This is a genomic window from Streptomyces sp. NPDC007917 (assembly GCF_042959105.1).
Lineage (GTDB): Bacteria > Actinomycetota > Actinomycetes > Streptomycetales > Streptomycetaceae > Streptomyces.
The window spans coordinates 70198-91584 of record NZ_JBIBKK010000012.1 but is presented as its reverse complement, the minus strand read 5'-3'; the positions used below and the strand labels follow the sequence as shown (position 1 = coordinate 91584).

Annotated in this window: 19 protein-coding genes; 17 read left to right on the top strand and 2 right to left on the bottom strand. The window is 70.9% G+C overall.

Annotated elements, in window-relative coordinates:
- The first annotated feature begins 226 nt into the window (after window positions 1–226).
- From ACFZDL_RS24645 to ACFZDL_RS24575, 15 genes are all read left to right on the top strand, one after another.
- The gene (locus ACFZDL_RS24645; RefSeq protein ID WP_353592769.1) at window positions 227–1495 is read left to right on the top strand and encodes an MFS transporter; all 1269 of its coding nucleotides are present in this window, start codon (window positions 227–229) and stop codon (window positions 1493–1495) included.
- Between the two features lie 9 nt (window positions 1496–1504).
- A complete protein-coding gene (pafA, locus tag ACFZDL_RS24640) occupies window positions 1505–2866 on the top strand; it encodes a Pup--protein ligase (protein WP_353592770.1) in 1362 nt (453 codons plus the stop codon).
- A gap of 120 nt (window positions 2867–2986) precedes the next feature.
- The gene (locus ACFZDL_RS24635; protein ID WP_353592771.1) at window positions 2987–3988 is read left to right on the top strand and encodes an FKBP-type peptidyl-prolyl cis-trans isomerase; all 1002 of its coding nucleotides are present in this window, start codon (window positions 2987–2989) and stop codon (window positions 3986–3988) included.
- A gap of 39 nt (window positions 3989–4027) precedes the next feature.
- On the top strand, window positions 4028–4402 hold the full coding sequence (locus ACFZDL_RS24630; RefSeq protein ID WP_014181055.1) for an FKBP-type peptidyl-prolyl cis-trans isomerase: 375 nt from the start codon (window positions 4028–4030) through the stop codon (window positions 4400–4402).
- Window positions 4403–4554: 152 nt separating this feature from the next.
- A complete protein-coding gene (locus ACFZDL_RS24625; protein ID WP_353592772.1) occupies window positions 4555–5547 on the top strand; it encodes a WYL domain-containing protein in 993 nt (330 codons plus the stop codon).
- 14 nt (window positions 5548–5561) lie between these two features.
- Window positions 5562–6521, top strand: coding sequence for a WYL domain-containing protein (locus ACFZDL_RS24620; protein WP_353592773.1), 960 nt, complete (start codon window positions 5562–5564; stop codon window positions 6519–6521).
- On the top strand, window positions 6511–6777 hold the full coding sequence (locus ACFZDL_RS24615; protein WP_353592774.1) for a hypothetical protein: 267 nt from the start codon (window positions 6511–6513) through the stop codon (window positions 6775–6777). Before ACFZDL_RS24620 ends, ACFZDL_RS24615 begins: the two co-directional genes overlap by 11 nt.
- Window positions 6778–6787: 10 nt before the next feature.
- Window positions 6788–7060 carry a hypothetical protein gene (locus ACFZDL_RS24610; protein WP_353592775.1) on the top strand — a complete coding sequence of 91 codons (273 nt, stop codon included), beginning with the start codon at window positions 6788–6790 and terminating at the stop codon, window positions 7058–7060.
- Between the two features lie 171 nt (window positions 7061–7231).
- The gene (gene tatA / locus ACFZDL_RS24605; protein WP_353592776.1) at window positions 7232–7534 is read left to right on the top strand and encodes a Sec-independent protein translocase subunit TatA; all 303 of its coding nucleotides are present in this window, start codon (window positions 7232–7234) and stop codon (window positions 7532–7534) included.
- A 122-nt stretch (window positions 7535–7656) separates the two neighbouring features.
- On the top strand, window positions 7657–8562 hold the full coding sequence (tatC, locus tag ACFZDL_RS24600) for a twin-arginine translocase subunit TatC (protein ID WP_353592777.1): 906 nt from the start codon (window positions 7657–7659) through the stop codon (window positions 8560–8562).
- Between the two features lie 53 nt (window positions 8563–8615).
- Window positions 8616–9527, top strand: coding sequence for a diacylglycerol kinase (locus ACFZDL_RS24595; protein WP_353592778.1), 912 nt, complete (start codon window positions 8616–8618; stop codon window positions 9525–9527).
- Between the two features lie 90 nt (window positions 9528–9617).
- Window positions 9618–12446, top strand: a complete 2829-nt coding sequence (locus tag ACFZDL_RS24590; protein WP_353592779.1) for a DEAD/DEAH box helicase — start codon at window positions 9618–9620, stop codon at window positions 12444–12446.
- 185 nt (window positions 12447–12631) lie between these two features.
- Window positions 12632–13288: a PadR family transcriptional regulator gene (locus ACFZDL_RS24585; protein ID WP_353592780.1), complete on the top strand. Its 657-nt coding sequence runs from the start codon at window positions 12632–12634 to the stop codon at window positions 13286–13288.
- A gap of 273 nt (window positions 13289–13561) precedes the next feature.
- Complete coding sequence (locus ACFZDL_RS24580; RefSeq protein WP_353592781.1) at window positions 13562–14575, top strand: ATP-binding cassette domain-containing protein; 1014 nt, start codon at window positions 13562–13564, stop codon at window positions 14573–14575.
- Entirely contained in the window at window positions 14572–15348 is a 777-nt protein-coding gene (locus ACFZDL_RS24575) for an ABC transporter permease (protein ID WP_353592782.1), read from the top strand. The genes ACFZDL_RS24580 and ACFZDL_RS24575 overlap by 4 nt, the downstream gene beginning before the upstream one ends.
- 171 nt (window positions 15349–15519) lie before the next feature.
- Here ACFZDL_RS24575 and ACFZDL_RS24570 read toward each other — a convergent pair whose 3' ends face one another.
- Window positions 15520–16386, bottom strand: coding sequence for a siderophore-interacting protein (locus tag ACFZDL_RS24570; RefSeq protein WP_353592783.1), 867 nt, complete (start codon window positions 16384–16386; stop codon window positions 15520–15522).
- Window positions 16387–16435: 49 nt separating this feature from the next.
- A complete protein-coding gene (locus tag ACFZDL_RS24565; protein ID WP_353592839.1) occupies window positions 16436–17347 on the bottom strand; it encodes a 5'-3' exonuclease in 912 nt (303 codons plus the stop codon).
- Between the two features lie 234 nt (window positions 17348–17581).
- Here ACFZDL_RS24565 and ACFZDL_RS24560 point away from each other — a divergent pair, with 234 nt between their 5' ends.
- Window positions 17582–18769, top strand: a complete 1188-nt coding sequence (locus ACFZDL_RS24560; protein WP_353592784.1) for a glycine betaine/L-proline ABC transporter ATP-binding protein — start codon at window positions 17582–17584, stop codon at window positions 18767–18769.
- Complete coding sequence (locus ACFZDL_RS24555) at window positions 18762–21386, top strand: ABC transporter permease/substrate binding protein (RefSeq protein WP_353592785.1); 2625 nt, start codon at window positions 18762–18764, stop codon at window positions 21384–21386. Before ACFZDL_RS24560 ends, ACFZDL_RS24555 begins: the two co-directional genes overlap by 8 nt.
- The last annotated feature ends 1 nt before the right edge of the window (window position 21387 follow it).

Genomic DNA, 21387 nt, shown 5'->3' with positions numbered 1-21387 from the left:
CGGAACGGCCCGCGCCCCCGCTCCGCGTCCCGGGAGCGCGCGCCCCCGGCGCGCGGTCCCCATTCGCGCTCGCCACCATCGCTTTCCCCTCGCCATGGTCATCACGGTCGCCCACCGTGAGGTGGACTGCGGTCGGCAGCCATGGTACGTATAACGACGGACGTTATACGTAAAACCTCGGGCGGCCACGCCCGAACCGGGAAACCTCGAACGGAAAGGGCGGACGATGGCCGCTGGCTACGGAGACCTGCTGCGCACCAAACACGCGGCCCGCCTCCTCATCGGCACGCTCATCGGCCGGCTGCCCAACGCCACCGCCGCCCTCGCCGTCGTGCTCTTCACACGCGCCGAGGGCGGCAGCTACGCCCTGGCCGGCGGGCTGTCCGCCGTCTACGGCGTGGGCAACGCGATCGGCCAGCCCCTGCTCGGCCGGGCCGTGGACCACTACGGGCAGCCGCGGGTGATGCTGCCCGCTGCCGTGGTGTCCGCGCTCGCCATGGCCGCGTTCGCCGCGGTCGGGCTCGACCCGCTGCCCGTCGCGTACGCCGCGATGCTGGCCGCGGGCCTGTTCACGCCGCCCCTGGAGGGCGGGCTGCGGGCGCTGTGGCCGGGCGTGCTCGGGCGCGAGGAGCGGGTGCACGCGGCCTACGCGCTGGACGCCGTCGCCCAGGAGGTGATCTTCTGCGTCGGGCCGCTGCTGGTGACCGCCCTGGTGGCCCTCTGGTCGGAGGCGGCGGCGTTGCTGGTCATCAACGCGATCGGGGTCGGGGGCGCGCTGTCGGTCGTGATCTCGCCGCCCTCCCGCCGCTGGCGCTCGGCCCCGCGCGAGGCGCACTGGCTCGGCGCCCTGCGCTCGCGGGGCCTGCTGGTGCTCCTCGGCACGTTCTTCTTCGTCGGCGTCGCCCTCGGCTCGATCGGAGTGGCGGCCGTCGGATACGCGGACGAGCACGGCGGCGGCATGGTGTCCAGCTATCTGCTCTCCGCGCTGGGCGCCGGCGCGCTGGTGGGCGGCCTCGCGTACGGCGCGCGGCCCTGGGCCGGCCCGCCGGAGCGGCGGCTGCGGGCCCTGGTGGCCGCGCTGGCGCTCGGCTACCTCCCGCTGGTCCTGGTGCCCGGGGTGGCCGCGATGACCGCCCTCGCCGGGCTCTCCGGCCTCTTCCTGGCCCCCGCGCTCGCCTGCGTCTTCATCGTCGTGGACCGGCACGCCCCGCGCGGCACGGTCACCGAGGCGTTCTCCTGGCTGGTGACCACCTTCGTGGTCGGCAACGCCGCGGGAACGGCCGCCGCGGGGCCCGTGATGGAGCTCGGCGGGGTGGCGGGGGGCTTCGCCGTCCCGGGGGCGGCCGGGGCGGTGGCCCTGGCCGTTCTTCTGGCCACCGCGCGCTTCCTCACCGGTACACCAGGGGTGACACCGGGCGACCCGGATGAACTTCTGCCGGAAAATGATCGCAACCGTGCCGTCGAACCCGGTTTCAGAGCAGGCCATCAGGCGTAATGTTCAGGCATGGACCGCCGCATTTTCGGGCTGGAGAACGAGTACGGCGTCACGTGCACATTCAGGGGACAGCGCCGGTTGTCTCCTGACGAAGTGGCGCGCTACCTCTTCCGCCGTGTCGTCTCCTGGGGCCGCAGCAGCAATGTTTTCCTGCGCAACGGCGCCCGCCTCTATCTCGACGTGGGCTCGCACCCGGAATACGCAACCCCCGAGTGCGACAACGTGACCGAGCTGGTCACCCACGACAAGGCAGGCGAGCGCATTCTCGAAGGTCTGCTCGTGGACGCCGAGCGCCGCCTGCACGAGGAGGGAATCGCGGGCGACGTCTATCTCTTCAAGAACAACACCGACTCGGCGGGGAACTCCTACGGCTGCCATGAGAACTATCTGGTGGCCCGGCACGGAGAGTTCTCCCGCCTCGCCGACATTCTCATCCCCTTCCTGGTGACCCGGCAGTTGCTGTGCGGCGCCGGCAAGGTGCTGCAGACGCCGCGCGGCGCCGTCTACTGCGTCAGCCAGCGGGCCGAGCACATCTGGGAGGGCGTCAGCTCCGCGACCACCCGCTCCCGGCCGATCATCAACACCCGCGACGAGCCGCACGCCGACGCCGAGCGCTACCGCAGGCTGCATGTCATCGTGGGCGACTCCAACATGTCCGAGACGACCATGCTGCTCAAGGTCGGCGCCACCGACCTGGTGCTGCGCATGATCGAGGCGGGCACCGTGATGCGTGACCTGACCCTGGAGAACCCCATCCGGGCCATCCGCGAGGTCAGCCATGACATCACCGGACAGCGCAAGGTGCGCCTGGCCAGCGGGCGCGAGGCATCCGCCCTCGAAGTCCAGCAGGAGTACTACGAAAAGGCAGTCGACTTCTGCGAGCGCCGCGGAATCCGCACCGGCACCGTGGAGCGCGTCCTCGAACTGTGGGGCCGCACCCTCGACGCGGTCCGCACCGAGGAGCTCGACCGGATCGGCACCGAGATCGACTGGGTGATGAAATACAAGCTGATCGAGCGCTACCGCGCCAAGAACAACATCACCATGTCCCATCCGCGGATCGCCCAGATAGACCTCGCCTATCACGACATCCACCGCCGCCGGGGGCTGTACTACCTCCTGGAGAAGCGCGGTCAGGCGGCCCGGGTGTGCAACGACTTGAAGATTCTCGAGGGCAAGTCGGTGCCGCCGCAGACCACCCGGGCCCGGCTGCGCGGCGATTTCATCCGCCGCGCCCAGGAGCAGCGCCGCGACTTCACCGTCGACTGGGTGCACCTCAAACTCAATGATCAGGCGCAGCGCACGGTGCTGTGCAAGGACCCGTTCCGCTCGGTGGACGACCGCGTGGAGAAACTGATCGCGGGAATGTGACGACGGCGTCCGGACGGCCCATGTCCGGTGCGGGGCCCCGTACGTTTCGCGTACGGGGCCCCGGGCACGTCGTAGAGTGGCGCGCATTGCCCCCGCAGGATCTACCCAACGAGGACTTTCGTGCGCCGACGTTCCGTACTTCTGGCCGTGCCCGCCGGCTTGCTCACCGCCGCGGGCTGTGGCAGCGAGAAATCAGGATCCGAGAAGTCTTCCAAGGCCTCGCCCTCGCCGGAGACCAGCAGCCCGAAGGCCCCGAAGCCCACCGGCAAGATCGTGAGCGGGCCGGTGCCGGAGATCACCGGTGGTACGAAGTTCGGCGAGAAGCCCAAGATCGCCAAGGGCAAGGGTGCGCCGTCCTCGGATCTGGCCGTCAAGACGGTCATCAAGGGCGACGGGGCCGAGGTGGCCGCGGGCGACTACCTCCAGGTGGACTATCTCGGCCAGATCTGGAACACCGCCAAGGTCTTCGACAACTCCTATGACCGGGGGAAGCCCGCCGTCTTCCAGATCGGCGTCGGCCAGGTCATCCCGGGCTGGGACAAGGGGCTGGTGGGCAAGCAGACCGGCAGCCGGGTGGAGCTGGCCATCCCGCCGGCCCTCGGATACGGCGAGCAGGGTCAGCCGCAGGCCGGGATCAAGGGCACCGACACGATGGTGTTCGTCGTCGACATCAAGAACGCCTTCAACGGCAAGAGCTCGGCCAAGGGCGACACGGTGGCCCAGAGCAACCTGGACCTGCCCAAGGTCGGCACCGGGACCGACGGCAAGGCGCCGTCCATCGACGTCCCGAAGAAGCCCGCGCCCAAGAAGCTCGTCTCCGCCTACGTCATCGAGGGCGACGGGCCGAAGGTCAAGGCCACCGACACCCTGCTCGTCCAGTACAAGGGCGTGCTGTGGGACGGCGGCAAGCAGTTCGACGCCACCTACAAGAAGGGCCAGCTCGCGCAGTTCTCGCTGCAGCAGGTGGTCAAGGGCTGGGCGCAGGGGCTGACCGGGAAGAAGGTCGGCAGCCGTGTGCTGATCGTCATCCCGCCGGAGCTCGGTTACGGAAAGCAGGCGCAGCAGGGCATCCCGGCCAACTCCACGCTGGTCTTCTCCGTCGACATCCTGGCGGTTCTGTAAGACTGGGCGGGTTGCCCACCACGTAAGAGGAGCAATTTCGTGAGCATCGACAAGCCCGAGGTCGACTTCCCGGGCGGCGAGCCGCCGAAGGACCTGGAGATCAAGGACATCTGGGAGGGCGACGGCCCCGTCGCCAAGGCCGGAGCCACCGTCTCCGTCCACTACGTCGGCGTCGCCTTCAGCACCGGCGAGGAGTTCGACGCGAGCTGGAACCGCGGCACCCCGCTGCAGTTCCAGCTCGGTGCCGGCCAGGTCATCTCCGGCTGGGACCAGGGGGTGCAGGGCATGAAGGTCGGCGGCCGCCGCCAGCTGATCATCCCGCCGCACCTGGCCTATGGCGACCGTGGCGCCGGCGGCGGCCGGATCAAGCCGGGCGAGACGCTGATCTTCGTATGCGACCTGGTCGCCGCCTGAGTCCGGCGCGCCGAAGGTCCGCGGGCGAGCGTTGAGCCCGTGACCCGAGCGCCCGCCTGGGGCCCCTGCCGCCCGGCAGGGGCCCTCGGCTTTTGTCCCGCGTCCCGGTAGCGGTACGGTCACGGTCGGAAGGTCACGAAGAAGGGGCGTCGATGGCGATTGCCAAGGCCGAGCGGCTGATGAATCTGGCGCTGTGCCTGCTGGGAACCCGGCGCCCGTTGACGAAGCGTGAGTTGCGGGAATCCATAGAGGCGTACATCGAGGCCGCGGCAGCCGCGTCGGCCACCGGCTCGGCCTCGGCCGGCGACGAGGCGTTCAACCGCATGTTCGAGCGGGACAAGGACGATCTGCGCGAACTCGGCCTGATCATCGAGACCGTGGAGAGCGTCGACGGGGAAATCGGCTACCTCGCCCGCCGCGACAGCAACCGCCTCCCTGCGATCACCCTGGACGCCGAGGAGGCAGCGGCCCTCGGCCTGGCCGCGAAGGTCTGGCAGCAGGCCCGGCTCGCCGGCGCCGCCAGCGGCGCGCTGCAGAAGCTGCGCGCCGCCGGGATGCCGCTGGCCGAGGACCCGTACGACACCCAGCCGGCCGGCGCCCTGGAGCCGCGCATCCCGGTCCACGAGGCAGCTTTCGAGCCCCTGATGCTCGCCTGCCGCGACCGCCGCCCCGTCATGTTCGACTACCGCAAGTCGAACGCCGCCCGGCCCCAGCAGCGCCATGTCGAGCCGTGGGCGCTGGAGTGCTGGCGCGGCCACTGGTACCTGGCCGGATGGGACCGCGAGCGCACGGCCGAGCGGGTCTTCCGGCTCTCCCGGATCACCGGCAAGGTGCGCCTGCGGGCCGGCGCCTACACCGCCGAGGTGCCCGACCACGTCACCGTCCGCGAGACCGTGGAGCGGTGGTCGGGGGAGACCGCCACCCGCACCGCCCGGATCCGGCTGCGCTCCGGCCACGGCTATCCGCTGCGGGCCAGGGCGCTGCACACCCGCCCGCTGGACGACGGCTGGGACGAGCTGGAGATCCCGTACGGACACGGGCTCGACGCCTGGCTGGTGGAGTTCGGCCCGGACGTGGTCGTGCTGGCGCCCGACGAGCTGCGGGCCGATGTCATCGACCGGCTGCGTGCCGTGGCCAAGGGCTGAGGGGGCGACTTCACATGGCCGGAAACGCCATTGACCAGACACGCCGGATGCTGTCCCTGGTGACGTATCTGCGCGAGCGCCCCGGCGCCTACATCGCCGATGTCGCCCGCGCCTTCGGCATCACCGAGGACGAGCTGATCTCGGACCTGGATGTGCTGCCGCTGTGCGGCACCAGCTTCCGCGGCGGCGACCTGCTGGACATCGACACCGACGGCGAGCGCATCTGGTGGCACAACCCCGACGATGTGGCGGAGCCGCTGCGGCTCGCCGCCGACGAGGCCACCGCGCTGCTGGTCGCCGCCCGCGCCGTGGCCACCCTCCCCGGGCTGCGCGAGGGCGACCGGGACGCCCTGCTGCGCGCCACCGCCAAGCTGGAGGCCGCCGCCGGTGAGGTGGCCGGGGCCAGCTCCCGGCTGTCGGTGACCTTCGAGTCCGAGGGCGGGGTCTTCGCCGACGTCGACCGGGCCATCGCCGAGCGCCGCCGCCTGTGGCTGCGCTACTACTCGCCCGCCCGGGACGAGCTCACCGAGCGCGAGGTCGACCCGATCCGGCTGTTCGCCGTCGGCCGCACGTACATGGAGGCCTGGTGCCGGCTCTCCGAGGCTCGGCGCACCTTCCGGCTTGACCGGGTCGCGGAGATCAAGCTGCTCGACGCGCCCGCCGACCCGCCGCCGATCGAGCTGCGCGATCTGTCGGACCTGTCCGCCGGGCTGGTGCAGACCGGCGCCGAGGACCCCGAGGTGGTCGTCGAGGTCGGCCCCGGCGGGCGCTGGGTCGCCGAGTACTACCCGCACGACAGCGCGGAGGAGCTGCCCGACGGCGGCCTCAGGATCACGCTGCGCACCCCCGACCCCGGTTCGCTGCGCCGCCTGGCGCTGAGGCTGGGCAGGGACGGCAAGATCGTCTCCCCGCGGGGGCTGGCGGACAGCGCGCGGGACGCGGCGCAGCGGGCGCTCGCGGCCTATGGTGAGTGAAGGGACACGCACAGTGACCGCTGGGGGGAATCCCACCTCGGTGATCTTCAAGGCAGCCTGCCCGGACTGCCGTGGCCGGTTCGAGCTGGCCGCCACCGCCTTCAGGCTGGCGATCGGGGGGAGTGACCGCACCACGTTCTACTCCTTCACCTGCCCCGACTGCGGGTCGGCGGTGCGCAAACCGGCGGGGGAGCGGATCGTGGAGCTGCTCACCGGCGGTGGGGTGAGCACGCTGCGGCTGCACTCCAAGGTCTAGGCTCTGGCCCATGCTCTGGCCGATGCTCGCCCTCGCCCTCGCCTTCACCGGAATCGCGGTGCTCGCCGTGCTCGCCGCACGGGTCTTCGTCGAAGTGCGGAGGCTCGCCCGGCAGGTGGGGGAGAGCTCGCGGCGGATCACCCGGGCCGCCGAGGACCTGGAGCGGGCCACGGCCCCGCTGGGCGGTCACATGGGCGCGCTGAGCCACGGGCGGCACGACGTACTTTCGTCAGAACCGGCGGCTGACCGAGGCCAGGGACTGACGCACGGGTCAGCGGGGTAGGCTGCTTGGCGCAGTTGTGACGGCGATGCCGTGGTCGCAACGGGGAGTATGCACAGGCATTGCCCGTGGTTTACCCCTGCGGGTTACGATCGCTGCCAGCACTAGCACGCCAGTCCGATCCCAAACGGCAGGCATGAAACTTACGCCGCCCCGGCGAGAAGGTAGTCGCACATGCTCGGCAATCTGAGGCCCACCGAGATCGTTCTGATCCTCGTTGTCATCCTGCTGCTCTTCGGTGCCAAGAAGCTCCCGGACATGGCTCGGTCCCTCGGCAAGTCGGCCCGCATCCTCAAGAGCGAGGCCAAGGCCATGAAGAAGGACGACGAGGCGGCGAAGACCGCCGAAGCTCCGACGACGGCGTCGGCGCCCGCCGACCCCGCCGCGCAGGCCGCTCCGCGGACCATCCAGGCGGCCCCCGGCGATGTGACCAGCTCCCGTCCGGTCACCGAGCCGAACCGCACCGCCCAGAGCTGACGCAGCCGACGCAAGCCGAGAGTGCCGCCGCGGCCCGCTGAGCCCGCGACGGCCTTCGCACGAGACGAGGACGTGGGTTGCTCAAGTCTGCCCGCAAACAGCAGAAGGACCCTGAGGGGCGGATGCCTCTCGCGGAGCATCTGCGTGAGCTGCGCAACCGACTGCTGAAGGCGGTCGTCGCGATCATCGTGGTCACGGTCGTCGCGCTGATCTACTACAAGCAGATCGCGGAGTTCCTGACCGGCCCGGTGATCGACAGCGTCGGGTGCAAGGACGGCGGCGGTATCGGGGGCGATCACACCAAGCCCTGTGCCCAGATCACCGCCAACGGTCTTCTCGCCCCCTTCACGATCATGCTGAAGGTGGGCCTGATGACCGGCGTCGTCGTCTCCAGCCCGATCTGGCTCTACCAGCTGTGGGCCTTCCTCGCGCCCGGTCTGCACAGCCACGAGAAGAAGTACGCGCTCGGCTTCGTGGCCGCGGGCGTGCCGCTGTTCCTGGCCGGAGCCTGGCTGGCCTACGCCGTGCTGCCGACCACGGCCGGGGCCCTGGTCGGCCTCACCCCCGAGGACTGGGACAACCTGTTCCCCGCGGACGAGTTCTTCGACATCGTCACGCGCATGGTGATCGTCTTCGGCCTCGCCTTCGAACTCCCGCTGCTGCTGGTGCTGCTGAACTTCGGCGGAGTGATCACCGGCCGCCGGATGCTCGGCTGGTGGCGGGGCATGGTCGTCGGCATCACCGTCTTCGCCGCCATCGCCACGCCCACCGGCGACCCGCTGACCATGTCGCTGCTCGCGGCGCCCATCGTGGTGCTGTACTTCGGCGCCACGGGCATCTGCCTCTTCAACGACCGCCGGCGCCGCCGCGGCAACCCGGACGCCGGGCTCAGCGACGACGAGGCCTCCGACCTCGATCTGACCCCCGTGCCCATCGGCGACATCGAGCAGGTCTCCCCGACGCCCCGCCCCGACGACCCGGACGATTCGGGCCCGACCCGGCGGAACGGCTACGACGACATCACCTGATCCGAGTCGGCCGGGCCGGTGACCTGAACCCGCCCGGCCGGTAGGGTCCGCGGGTGACCTGCGACATCACCCTTCTCGTCAACCCGACGGCGGGCCGCGGGCGCGCCGCCCACGCCGCCCCGCCCGCCGTCCGGGCCCTGCGGGCCGCCGGATTCACCGCGCGGGTCGTGGTGGGCGCCGACGGGGCCGACGCCCTGCGGCGGGCCCACGAGGCGGTGGCGGGCGGCACCGGGGCGCTGGTGGCCGTCGGGGGCGACGGGATGGTCTCGCTGGCCCTCCAGGCGGTAGCCGGGACGGGCACCCCGCTGGGGGTGATCGCCGTCGGCGGCGGCAACGACTTCGCGCGGGCCAGCGGGCTGCCGATACAGGACCCGGGCGCCGCGGCCCGGCTCATCGCCGCGTCGCTCAAGGAGGACGGCGGCCGCGAGGTCGACCTGGGGCGGGCGGGCGACGTCTGGTTCGGCACCGTCCTCGCCTCCGGCTTCGACTCCCGGGTCAACGAGCGCGGCAACCGGATGCGCCGGCCGCGCGGCCGGCTCCGCTACGACCTGGCCATGCTCGCCGAACTGGCGGCCCTGCGGCCCGTCCGCTACCGGATGAGCCTCGACGGCGGTCCGGAGCACGATGTCGAGGCCACCTTGATCGCCGTCGGCAATGCCTCCTCGTACGGCGGCGGCATGCGGATCTGCGCGGGCGCGGCCCTGGACGACGGGCTCTTCGACATCACGGTCGTCGGGCCGTGCTCCCGCACCACGCTGCTGACGGTCTTCCCCCGCGTCTACCGCGGCACCCACCTCGGCCACCGGGTGGTCACCACCCACCGGGCCGCCTCGGTGTCCCTGGCCGCCGAAGGCCTGGCCGCGTACGCGGACGGCGAGCGCCTGGGGCCGCTGCCGCTCACCGCCCGGGCGGTCCCCGGCGCCGTACGGCTGCTGGGGGCGCCCGGGCCGGGCGCCGGCGCCTGAACCCGGACGCCGTGCCCTCGCTGCGCCCGTCCCGATCAGCAGATAAGATCGCGTGCGTTGTCAGAGGCGGCCGGTAGTCTCGTACGTACGATGACCGACGAGCTATCTCCCGCCGAGCGCTACGCCGCGGCCCGTGTGCGCGCGGCCGAGGAGGCCACCGCGCTGGCCCCCTTCCGCGAGATGTACGAATTCGATCTCGACCCGTTCCAGATCGAGGCGTGCAAGGCCCTGGAGGCCGGGAAGGGCGTGCTGGTCGCCGCCCCCACCGGCTCGGGCAAGACCATCGTGGGCGAGTTCGCCGTCCACCTGGCGCTCACCCAGGGCCGCAAGTGTTTCTACACCACGCCCATCAAGGCGCTGTCGAACCAGAAGTACACCGACCTCGTCAAGCGCCACGGCGCCGACCGGGTCGGCCTGCTCACCGGTGACAACAGCATCAACTCCGAGGCCCCGGTGGTCGTGATGACCACCGAGGTCCTGCGCAACATGCTGTATGCGGGCTCCCAGTCGCTGCTGGGGCTCGGCTACGTGGTGATGGACGAAGTCCACTACCTCTCCGACCGGTTCCGCGGCGCCGTCTGGGAAGAGGTCATCATCCACCTCCCCGACTCGGTGACGCTGGTGTCGCTGTCCGCCACCGTGTCCAACGCGGAGGAGTTCGGCGACTGGCTCGACACGGTCCGCGGCGACACCGAAGTGATCGTCTCCGAGCACCGCCCCGTCCCGCTGTGGCAGCACGTCCTGGCCGGGCGCCGGATGTACGACCTCTTCGAGGAGAAGAGCGCGCAGGGGGACGGCCAGGCCGGCCGCCGGGAGGTCAACCCCGACCTGGTCCGGCTGGCCCGGATGGAGAACACCCGCCCCAGCTTCGGCCGCGACAAGCGCCGCGGCCGCAACAACATGCGCGAGGCCGACCGGGAGCGCGAGCGCCGTCAGCGCAGCCGGATCTGGACCCCGGGCAGGCCCGAGGTCATCGAGCGGCTCGACGCCGAGGGGCTGCTGCCCGCGATCACCTTCATCTTCAGCCGGGCCGGCTGCGAGGCGGCCGTGCAGCAGTGCCTGTACGCCGGGTTGCGGCTCAACGACGAGGCGGCCCGCGCCCGGGTGCGCTCCCTCGTCGAGGAGCGGACGGCCGGGATACCGGACGAAGACCTGCATGTGCTGGGCTACTTCGAATGGCTGGAGGGCCTGGAGCGGGGCATCGCCGCCCATCACGCCGGGATGCTGCCGACGTTCAAGGAGGTCGTGGAGGAGCTGTTCGTCCGCGGGCTGGTCAAGGCGGTGTTCGCCACCGAGACCCTGGCGCTCGGCATCAACATGCCCGCGCGTTCGGTGGTGTTGGAGAAGCTCGTCAAGTGGAACGGCGAGCAGCACGCCGACATCACCCCCGGCGAGTACACGCAGCTGACCGGCCGGGCCGGCCGGCGCGGCATCGACGTCGAGGGCCACGCCGTGGTGCTGTGGCAGCGCGCGATGGACCCGGCCGCCCTCGCGGGCCTGGCCGGCACCCGCACATATCCGCTGCGCTCCTCCTTCAGGCCCTCGTACAACATGGCGGTCAACCTGGTCTCGCAGTTCGGCCGGCACCGCTCCCGCGAGCTGCTGGAGACCTCCTTCGCGCAGTTCCAGGCCGACAAGGCGGTCGTCGGCATCTCCCGGCAGGTGCAGCGCAACGAGGAGGGCCTGCGCGGCTACCGCGCCTCCATGACCTGCCACCTCGGCGACTTCGACGAGTACGCGCGGCTGCGCCGTGATCTGAAGGACCGCGAGACCGAGCTCGCCAAGCAGGGCGTGGCGCAGCGGCGCGCGGCCGCCGCCGACGCGCTGGAGAAGCTCCGCCCCGGCGATGTCATCCACGTCCCGACCGGCAAGTACGCCGGGCTCGCGCTGGTGCTCGACCCCGGGCTGCCGGCCGGGCGTACGGGCGGCCACCGGGGCCTTGAGTACCACGACGGGCCGCGCCCGCTCGTGCTCACCGTCGAGCGCCAGGTCAAGCGGCTGGCCGCGATCGACTTCCCGGTGCCGGTCGAGCCGCTGGAGCGGATGCGGATCCCCAGGTCCTTCAACCCGCGCAGCCCGCAGTCCCGCCGCGACCTGGCGTCCGCGCTGCGCACCAAGGCGGGCCACCACGAGGCGCGCCGCCACCGCAAGCAGCGTTCGGCCGCCGCCGACGACACCGAGATCGCCCGGCTGCGCGCCGCCCTGCGGGCCCATCCCTGCCACGGTTGCGACGAGCGCGAGGACCACGCCCGCTGGGCCGAGCGCTACCACCGGCTGCTGCGCGACACCCGCCAGTTGGAGCGGCGCATCGAGGGGCGTACGAACACCATCGCGCGCACCTTCGACCGGATCTGCGCCCTGCTGTCCGAGCTCGGCTATCTGAGCGGCGAGGAGGTCACCGACGACGGCAAGCGGCTCGCCCGGCTCTACGGCGAGCTGGACCTGCTCGCCAGCGAGTGTCTGCGCGAGGGCGTGTGGGAGGGGCTGGCCCCCGCCGAGCTCGCGGCCTGCGCCTCCGCGCTGGTCTACGAGGCGCGGGCGGCGGACGACGCGCTGCCGCCCAAGCTGCCCGCGGGCCGGGCCAAGGGGGCGCTGGCCGAGATGGTCCGCATCTGGGGCCGGCTGGACGCCCTGGAGGACGACCACAAGATCAAGCAGGCGGAAGGGGTCGGTCAGCGCGAGCCCGACCTGGGCTTCGCCTGGGCCGCGTACCGCTGGGCCTCCGGACACGGCCTGGACGAGGTGCTGCGCGAGATCGACATGCCCGCGGGCGACTTCGTGCGCTGGTGCAAGCAGGTGATCGACGTGCTGGGCCAGATCGCCGTGGCCGCCCCGGAGGGCGGCACGGTGGCGCGCGCCGCCCGCCGGGCGGTCGACGCGCTGCTGCGGGGCGTGGTGGCGTACTCCTCCGTCGGCTGACCCGCCGTTTTCCGGGCCGTGCCCGGCCGGGGCGCACTCCCCGGCCGGGCACGGCCCTTCGCATGCCGCATGCCGCTTTCCGGCGTCCCCCCGTGGCCGTAGAGTCAGTAAAGTCGCGATACATCGCGGTTGACGCCTCCGCTGGGTCGCGATATGTTCGTCGACGGATATACGGGGGCGAGGTGATGACGGTGACGGCGAAGCGGCGCAAGCTGAGCAACCCGCTGGCGCTCGCGGTGATGGCGCTCCTGAGTGAGCGGCCGATGCATCCGTACGAGATCGCGCAGGTGCTCCGGCAGCGGGGCAAGGACCAGAGCATCAAGATCAAGTACGGCTCGCTCTACACCGTCGTCCAGAACCTGGAGAAACACGGCTTCGTCGAGGTCGCCGGCGTCCAGCGCCAGGGGCTCCGCCCCGAGCGCACGGTGTACGGACTGACCGAGGAAGGCCGGCGGGAGCTGCACGACTGGCTGGCGGAACTGGTGTCCGTCCCGGCCCAGGAGTACCCCGCCTTCGCGGCCGCGCTCTCGCTGATCCTGGTGCTGCCTCTCGACGAGGCCGACGAACTGCTGCGGCAGCGCGTCGAGGCACTGGAGGCCCGGGCCGAAGCCCTCGATCACGAGATGGACGCCCTGACCAAGGACCTGCCGAGGGTGTTCCTGCTCGAGGCGGAGTACCAACTGCACATGATCCGCGCCGAGACGGAGTGGATCCGGTCCCTGCGCGGGGAGCTCGCGGAGGGCGGCCTCTCCGGCGCGGACGCCTGGCGGACGCTGAGCCGGACGGGCGAGATACCGGCGGAATGGGTCGAGATAAAGGAGCGGATCAAGCTGAAGGAGTGAAGAAGGCCTCGGCGCGCGCTGCGCCAACAGCGCGCGCCGAGGCCCTGACCCCGGACCGGACCTGCGGTGATGGCAGGCCAGGCGATCGAGGTGCGGCACACCCAGGATAGCCCGGCTCTCCACCCGTGGATCGGTGCGGCGGATTTCGCACAGGAAAGACCGACGTCGCGCGCGAGAACACCGCGCGAAGGACCGACGTCGTTCGACAGATCAGAGTGGAGATACGCCATCATGGCGCCAACAACCGGGGGACACACCCCGCATCGCACGCGCATGCGCGCGCTCGCAGTGGAAACCAGCCAACTGGTCAAGACCTACCCCGGCGGGGTGAAGGCCGTGGACGGCATGGAACTGGCCGTCGAGTCCGGCATCGTCTTCGGCCTGCTCGGCCCCAACGGGGCCGGGAAGTCCACCACCGTCAAGATACTCACCACCCTCGCCCGGCCCGACGCGGGCACGGCGACGGTCGCCGGACACGATGTGCTCCGCCACCCCGGGCGGGTGCGCGCCGCCATCGGCGTCGTGTCGCAGAAATCCGGCGCCGACCCGGTGGCCACCGGGCGGGAGAACCTGCTGCTGCAGGGGAGGCTGTACGGGCTGCGGGGCGCCGCCTGCGCCCGGCGCGCCGATGAGCTGCTGGAGCGCTTCGACCTCGCCGACGCCGGGAACCGCCCGGTCAAGGGCTACTCCGGCGGGATGGGCCGCAGGCTCGACGTCGCGCTCGGGCTCGTACACCGCCCCCAAGTGCTCTTCCTCGACGAGCCCACGACCGGGCTCGACCCCGAGGCCCGCACGGCCATGTGGGAGGAGATCGGCCGCCTCGCGGGGGAGGAGGGCCTGACGATCGTGCTCACCACGCACTACCTCGAGGAGGCCGACCGCCTCGCCGAGCGCATCGCCATCGTCGACCGCGGCCGGGTCGTGGTCGAGGGCACCCCGGACGAGCTCAAGGGTGAACTCCGCGGCGACGCCGTCCACCTGGAGCTGCGCCAGGCCGTCGCGGACGGCGCGGAGCCGCCGCTGCGCGGTGCGCTCGGCGCGCTGCCGGGCGTACACGAGGTGGCCGTGGACGGACGGCGGGTCAGCGCCCGCGCCGACGACGGCGCCGCCGCCGTGCCCACGCTGCTGGCCGCCCTGGAGCGGGCGGGCGCCGCGGTGGCGACCGCGACCGTCGCCCGTCCCTCCCTCGACGACGTCTATCTGCGCTACGCGGGCCGCAGCTTCACCGAGGCGGAGGCCGCGGCCGAGGCGCCCGTGCCGGCCGGCGCCGCGGGAGGTGCCCGATGAGCGCGACCCTCACCCAGACCTGGTACATGACACAGCGCCAGCTGATGGGCTACTGGCGTCAGCCCGTCTTCCTGCTGATCAATCTGGTCCAGCCGGTCATCTGGCTGTTCCTCTTCGGCTCCCTCTTCCGCAAGATCACCGACCTCGGCGGCTTCGGCACCGGCTCGTACCTGGACTATCTGGTCCCGGGCATCGTGGTGATGAGCGCCCTGTCCTCCAATATGTGGGCGGGCATGGGGACCTTGGAGGAGATCGAACGGGGCACCCTCAACCGCTTTCTGACCACGCCGGTCTCCCGGGGCGCCCTGATGAACGGCAATGTGGTCTCCCAGGGCATCACCACCGCCTTCCAGTCCGTCATCATCGCGGCGCTCGGCAAACTCGGCGGCGCCGACTACCCGGGCGGCATCACCGGGCTGGCACTGCTGATCGTGGCGTCCGTGCTGCTCGGCACGGTCGCCGGCGCGCTCTCCAACGCCCTGGGCATGCTGGTCCGCGAGCGCGAGTCGATCATCGGCATCAACACCTTCCTGCTGCTGCCGCTGACCTTCCTCTCCGAGGCCTTCATGGCACCTTCCCTGATGCCGGGGTGGATGCGGCACATCGCCGACTTCAACCCGGTCAACTGGGCCCTGGTGGCCGGCCGTTCCGCCATGGCGGAGAACCCGGACTGGGCCGATGTGGCGAGCCGCGGCGGAGCGCTCCTGGCGCTCGCCCTGGCCGCGGTCTGGCTGTCGACCCGCACCTTCCGGTCGTACCAGCGGTCGGTCTGACCGCGCCCCGTACGCGCGCATCACGGCGCGATGGGCGGCCCCGGCGGTGCGCGGACACCGCCGGGGCCGCCCTGTGTGCGTATTTCACCCGGATGGGCTGGGCAGCCCCGCAGAGGCAGCGGGCGCCCGGAGTATGGGCCGGACCCCGCAGACCAGGCCCGACCTCACACCTCAGGCCGCCGCGGCCCCCGCGGTCCCCTCCTGCTCCGCCTCCACCTGCTGGTTCCACTCCCGCTTGGACGCCTGCCAGCCGTCCTCGTCATGGCCGCGCCGCCAGTAGCCGGAAATCGACAGCCACTCGCGCGGAACCTCCCGCTCGATCCGCAGATAACGGCGGATCTCCTTCACAAAACCGGCCTCGCCATGGACGAAGGCGTGCACCTGGCCGGACGGGAAGTCCAGCGCCCGTACGGCCGCCACCAGCGATTCGCCGACCGGCCCACCGCCCCGGTGCAGCCAGCTGATCTCCGCGCCGTCCGGCACGCTCAGCTTGACCTCCTCCTCCGGCCCGGCCACCTCGATCAGGGCGTGCACCGGCGCGCCCGTCGGCCGCTCCGTAAGCCGCTCCAGGGCGACGGCGATCGCGGGCAGCGCGCTCTCGTCGCCCACGAGCAGATGCCAGCCGGCCTCCGGGTTCGGGGTGTACGCCCCGCCGGGGCCGAGGAAGAGGATCTCCTCGCCGGGCTCCGCGCGGGCGGCCCACGGCCCGGCCAGGCCCTCGTCGCCGTGGATCACGAAGTCCAAGGTCAGCTCCTGGGCCGCGGGGTCCCAGGCGCGCACGGTGTAGGTGCGGGTGCGCGGCCACTGGTCGCGCGGGAACTCGGCGCGGACCCGCGCCAGGTCGAACGGCTCGGGGTAGGCGACGCCCTCGGCCGGGAAGAGCAGCTTGACGTAATGATCGGTGTACTCGCCGGCGGAGAAGCCGGCCAGGCTTCCACCGCTGAGCACCACCCGTGTCAGATGGGGTGTCAGCCGCTCGGTGCGCGCCACCCGCGCCCGGTTGACCTGCGGCGTCTTGCGGGCCGGACGGTCTGCCACGGCCACCTCCCTGATCCACAAACGAGTTAGGGTTACCTAACTTAACACCTCACTCCTCAAGAGTGGAGAGCAATCTGCGCAGTGATCCACCCAGACCCCACCGCTCCGCCAGCTCCTCCAGCGCCCCCGCGTCTCGCGGCCGGCGCGGCAGCGCCGGGTCGAAGGCGGGCAGCGGGACGTCCGAGGCCACCCGCACCACCTTCGGCGCGACCGCCACATACTCCCGCGCCTCCTCCAGCCGCCTGCGCTGCGCCGGGGTCAGCTTGGAGGCGGGATCGGCCGCCGCGGCCATGATCCCGGCCAGGTCGCCGTACGAGGCGAGGAGCTTGGCCGCGGTCTTCTCGCCGATCCCGGGGACGCCCGGCAGCCCGTCGCTGGTGTCGCCGCGCAGCAGCGCCAGATCCGCGTACCCCGCGCCGCCCACGCCGTACTTCTCGCGCAGCGCGTCCTCGTCGATCACCTGCAGCGTGCCCACCCCCTTGACCGGGTAGAGCACCCGCGCCGCGCGCCCGTCGTCGACGAGCTGGAACAGATCGCGGTCGCCGGTGACGATGTCGACCGGGCCGGACGCCCGCCCCGCGAGCGTGCCGATGACGTCGTCCGCCTCGTAGCCCTCGGCGCCCACCCGGGCGATCCCCACCGCGTCCAGCACCTCGTCGATCACCGGGACCTGCGGGGAGAGGGTGTCGGGCACCTCCTCCTGGTCCACCCCGCCCCGCGCGGGGGCCTCCTCGGCCACCCGGTGCGCCTTGTACGAGGGGATCAGATCGACCCGCCACTTCGGACGCCAGTCGAAGTCCATACAGGCCACCAGGTCGTCGGGGTGGTGGTCCTGGACCAGCCGGGCGATGAAGTCGAGCAGCCCGCGCACGGCGTTCACCGGTGTGCCGTCGGGGGCGCGGACGGATTCCGGCACCCCGAAATAGGCGCGGAAGTAGAGGGACGAGGTGTCGAGGAGCATCAGGCGTCGGGTCACGCCTCGATGATGCCGCACGCCACTGACACGGACGCCCCGAGAATGTGATGTGGGCCACCGATGGGTTTACGCCAAAAGGTTGAGGGCAGGCGCGCAGCCGGAGTGGGACCCGTGAGAGCAAAACAACTATTGCAACGGGCAAGCGGTCGGAAACCGCCCGCTCCACGACCTGCCGGCGGGGGTGGTGGGTCGTTTTTTGGTACGACCCGAGAGGTATATGTGTCCAGGCTGCAAGCCGAACACCTCTACAAGGTGTTCGGCAGACGACCCGATGAGGCGGTGGCGAAGCTCGAGGGCGGTACGGACCGTGACGAGCTGCGCGCGGACGGCACGACAGCGGCGGTCATCGACGCGTCCTTCGCCGTCGAAGCGGGCCAGATATTCGTCGTCATGGGTCTGTCCGGATCCGGTAAGTCCACGCTGCTGCGCATGCTCAACGGACTGCTGGAGCCGACCGCCGGGCGCGTCCTCTTCGACGGCGAGGACCTGACGGCCCTGGCCCCGCGCGAGCTGCGCGAGGTGCGCTCGCACAAGATCAGCATGGTCTTCCAGCACTTCGCGCTCTTCCCCCACCGCAGCGTCCTGGAGAACGCCGGGTACGGCCTCGAGGTGCAGGGCGTGCCGCGCGCCGAGCGCCAGCGGCGCGCCACCGAAGCGCTCGGCCTCGTCGGCCTCGCGGGCTGGGAGAAGTCCTGGCCCGACGAGCTCTCCGGCGGTATGCAGCAGCGCGTCGGTCTCGCCCGAGCGCTGGCCACCGACGCCGACCTGCTGCTGATGGACGAGTCCTTCAGCGCGCTCGACCCGCTGATCCGCCGCGATATGCAGGACCAGCTGCTCGAGCTGCAGAAGCGGCTGAAGAAGACCATCATCTTCATCACCCACGACCTCAACGAGGCCATGCGTCTCGGTGACCGCATCGCCGTCATGCGCGACGGCCGGATCGTCCAGATCGGCACCGCCGAGGACATCCTGGTCACCCCGGCCAACGACTATGTCGCCTCTTTCACCCAGGACGTCGACCGCACCCGGGTGCTCACCGCCGGCGCGATCATGACCGCTCCCGGGGAGGCGCTGGGCACCACGACCCCGGACGGCACGGTGCTGCGCACCGAGAGCGACATCCTGGCGGCCGCCCCCGCGACCGTCACCGCCGACACCCCGATCGTCGAGCTGTTCACGCCCTGCTCGCGCAGCGGCGTCGCGGTCGCGGTGACCGACGAGGAGGACGCGCTCATCGGCGTCGTCCCCCGCGCCCGGCTGCTCGCCGTGCTCGGCGAGCCGGAGCCGGGGGCGGACGGCGGACCGGACAAGGCCGCCGAGGCCCCCGTGTCCTCCGAGGCCCTCAAGGCCGCCAAGACCTCGGACGCTCCCGAGACTCCCGAGGGGAAGGTGATCGCCGGTGCCTAGGATCGAGCTCGGAAGTTGGATCCGGTCCGGCATCAACTTCCTCCGTAACCACTTCGAGTGGCTCTTCGACTTCATCTCCAAGGTTGTCCAGGGGATGTACGACGGCGTGCACGATGTGCTCGCCGCCCCCAACCCCCTGCTCCTCGCGGGCATCCTCGCGGTGCTCGCCTGGTGGCTGCGCGGCCTGGTGCCCGCCGTCCTCGCCTTCGCCGGCTTCGCGCTCATCGACTCGATCCAGCAGTGGGACGAGGCGATGGAGACGCTGTCGCTGGTGCTGGTCGCCGGTGTGATCACGATCGTGCTGGCCGTACCGCTGGGCATCTGGGCCTCGCGCAACCGCGCCGTGAGCGCCGTGCTCCGCCCGGTGCTGGACTTCATGCAGACGATGCCCGCCTTCGTCTACCTCATCCCCGGCATCTTCTTCTTCGGCGTCGGCGTGGTCCCGGGTGTCATCGCGACCATCGTCTTCGCCATGCCGCCGGGCGTGCGGATGACCGAGCTGGGCATCCGCCAGGTCGACTCGGAGCTGGTCGAGGCGGCCGAGGCCTTCGGCACCGCCCCGCGCCGCACCCTGCTCCGCGTCCAGCTGCCGCTCGCCCTGCCCACGATCATGGCGGGCGTCAACCAGGCCATCATGCTCGCGCTGTCCATGGTCGTCATCGCGGGCATGGTCGGCGGCGGCGGCCTCGGCTCCTCCGTCTTCGAGGCGATCAGCTCGGTCGACGTGGCCCTCGGCTTCGAGGGCGGCATCGCGGTGGTCATCCTCGCCATGTACCTGGACCGGATGACCGGCGCCCTCAACCAGCGCGTCTCGCCACTCGGTCGTCGGGCCCTGGCCAAGCAGGCCGCGAACGCCGTGAGCGGATGGAAGGTGCTGCAGTGGCGCCCGGCGACCTCGGTCGCGATGGTCGGCGTCGTCGTTCTCGCGCTCGTCGCGGGCGGCCTGAACATCTTCGGCGGCGACGACAGTGGCCAGAAGGTCACCGCCGACGTCGGCAAGGGCAGCAAGGTCAAGCTCGGCTACATCAATTGGGACGAGGGCGTCGCCTCCACCTACTTGTGGAAGGAGATCCTGGAGCAGCGCGGCTACAAGCCGCAGCTGCAGACGTACGACGTCGGCGCGCTGTTCACCGGCATGGCCGCGGGCGATATCGACATGCAGACGGACGCCTGGCTGCCCGCCACCCACGCCTCGTACTGGAACCAGTACAAGGACCAGCTGGAGGACCTCGGCACCTGGTACGACAAGACCTCGCTGGAGGTCGCGGTGCCCTCGTACGTCAAGGACGTGAAGTCCCTGGACGACCTCAAGGGCAAGGCCGGCACCTTCAACGGCAAGATCATCGGCATTGAGCCGGGCGCCGGCGAGATGAAGCTCATGAAGGACAAGGTCCTCCCGGACTACGACCTCAACGGCGAGTACACGCTGGTCAAGGGCTCCACCGCGGGCATGCTCTCCCAGCTGGACCGCTCCTACGCCAAGAAGGAGCCGGTCGCCGTCACCCTGTGGTCCCCGCACTGGGCGTACAGCAAGTACAAGCTGACCAAGCTCGCCGACCCCAAGGGCGCCTTCGGCAAGGGCGACGGCATCCACGCCATCGGGCGCAAGGGCTTCTCCCAGAAGGAGCCGCAGATCGCCCAGTGGATGAAGAACTTCAAGCTCTCCGAGAAGCAGCTCACCAGCCTCGAAGCGGCCATCCAGGACGCGGGCAAGGGCAAGCAGCAGGAGGGCGTGCGCGCCTGGCTGAAGAAGAACCCCGGCCTGGTCGACAAGCTCGCCCCGGCGGGCGGCGCCGGCACCGCCACCAAGGGCAAGCAGGCCGGGGCCGCGCCGCGGATCGGCTACTTCCCCTGGGACGAGGACATCGCCACCACTTACCTGTGGAAGAACGTCCTGGAGAAGCGGGGCTACAAGCCGTCGATCAAGCAGTACGACGTGGGCTCCATGTTCACCGGGATGAGCGCCGGGCAGATCGACGTCGAATTCGACGGCTGGCTACCGGTCGCCCAGAAACAGTACTGGGACCGGTACAAGAAGAATCTCGTCGACATCGGGGCGTGGTACGACAAGACCTCGCTGGAGATCGCGGTGCCCTCGTACGTCAAGGACGTGAAGTCCCTGGCGGACCTCAAGGGCAAGGCCGACAAGTTCAACGGCAAGATCATCGGCATTGAGCCGGGCACCGGCGAGATGCAGCTGCTCAAGAGCAAGGTCCTCAAGGCGTACGACCTGGACAAGGAGTACGAGGTCACCAACAACGCCTCCCCGGCCATGCTCGCCGAGCTGGAGCGTTCGTACGCCAAGAAGGAGCCCGTCGCCGTCGTGCTGTGGACCCCGCACTGGGCGTACAGCAAATACCAGCTCACCAAGCTGGCCGATCCGAAGAAGGCGTTCGGGGCCAACAACGAGATCCGCTCGCTGGGCCACAAGTCCTTCCCGAAGAAGTACCCCGAGTTCTACGGGTGGCTGAAGAACTGGCACATGACCGAGCAGGAACTGGCGAGCCTGGAGCAGGCCGTTCAGGAGGCCGGCAAGGGCAATGTCGAAGAGGGCGTCCAGAAGTGGATCGACGCCCACCCCGGCATCGTCGACAAGATGGCCCCGGTGAGCCACTGAC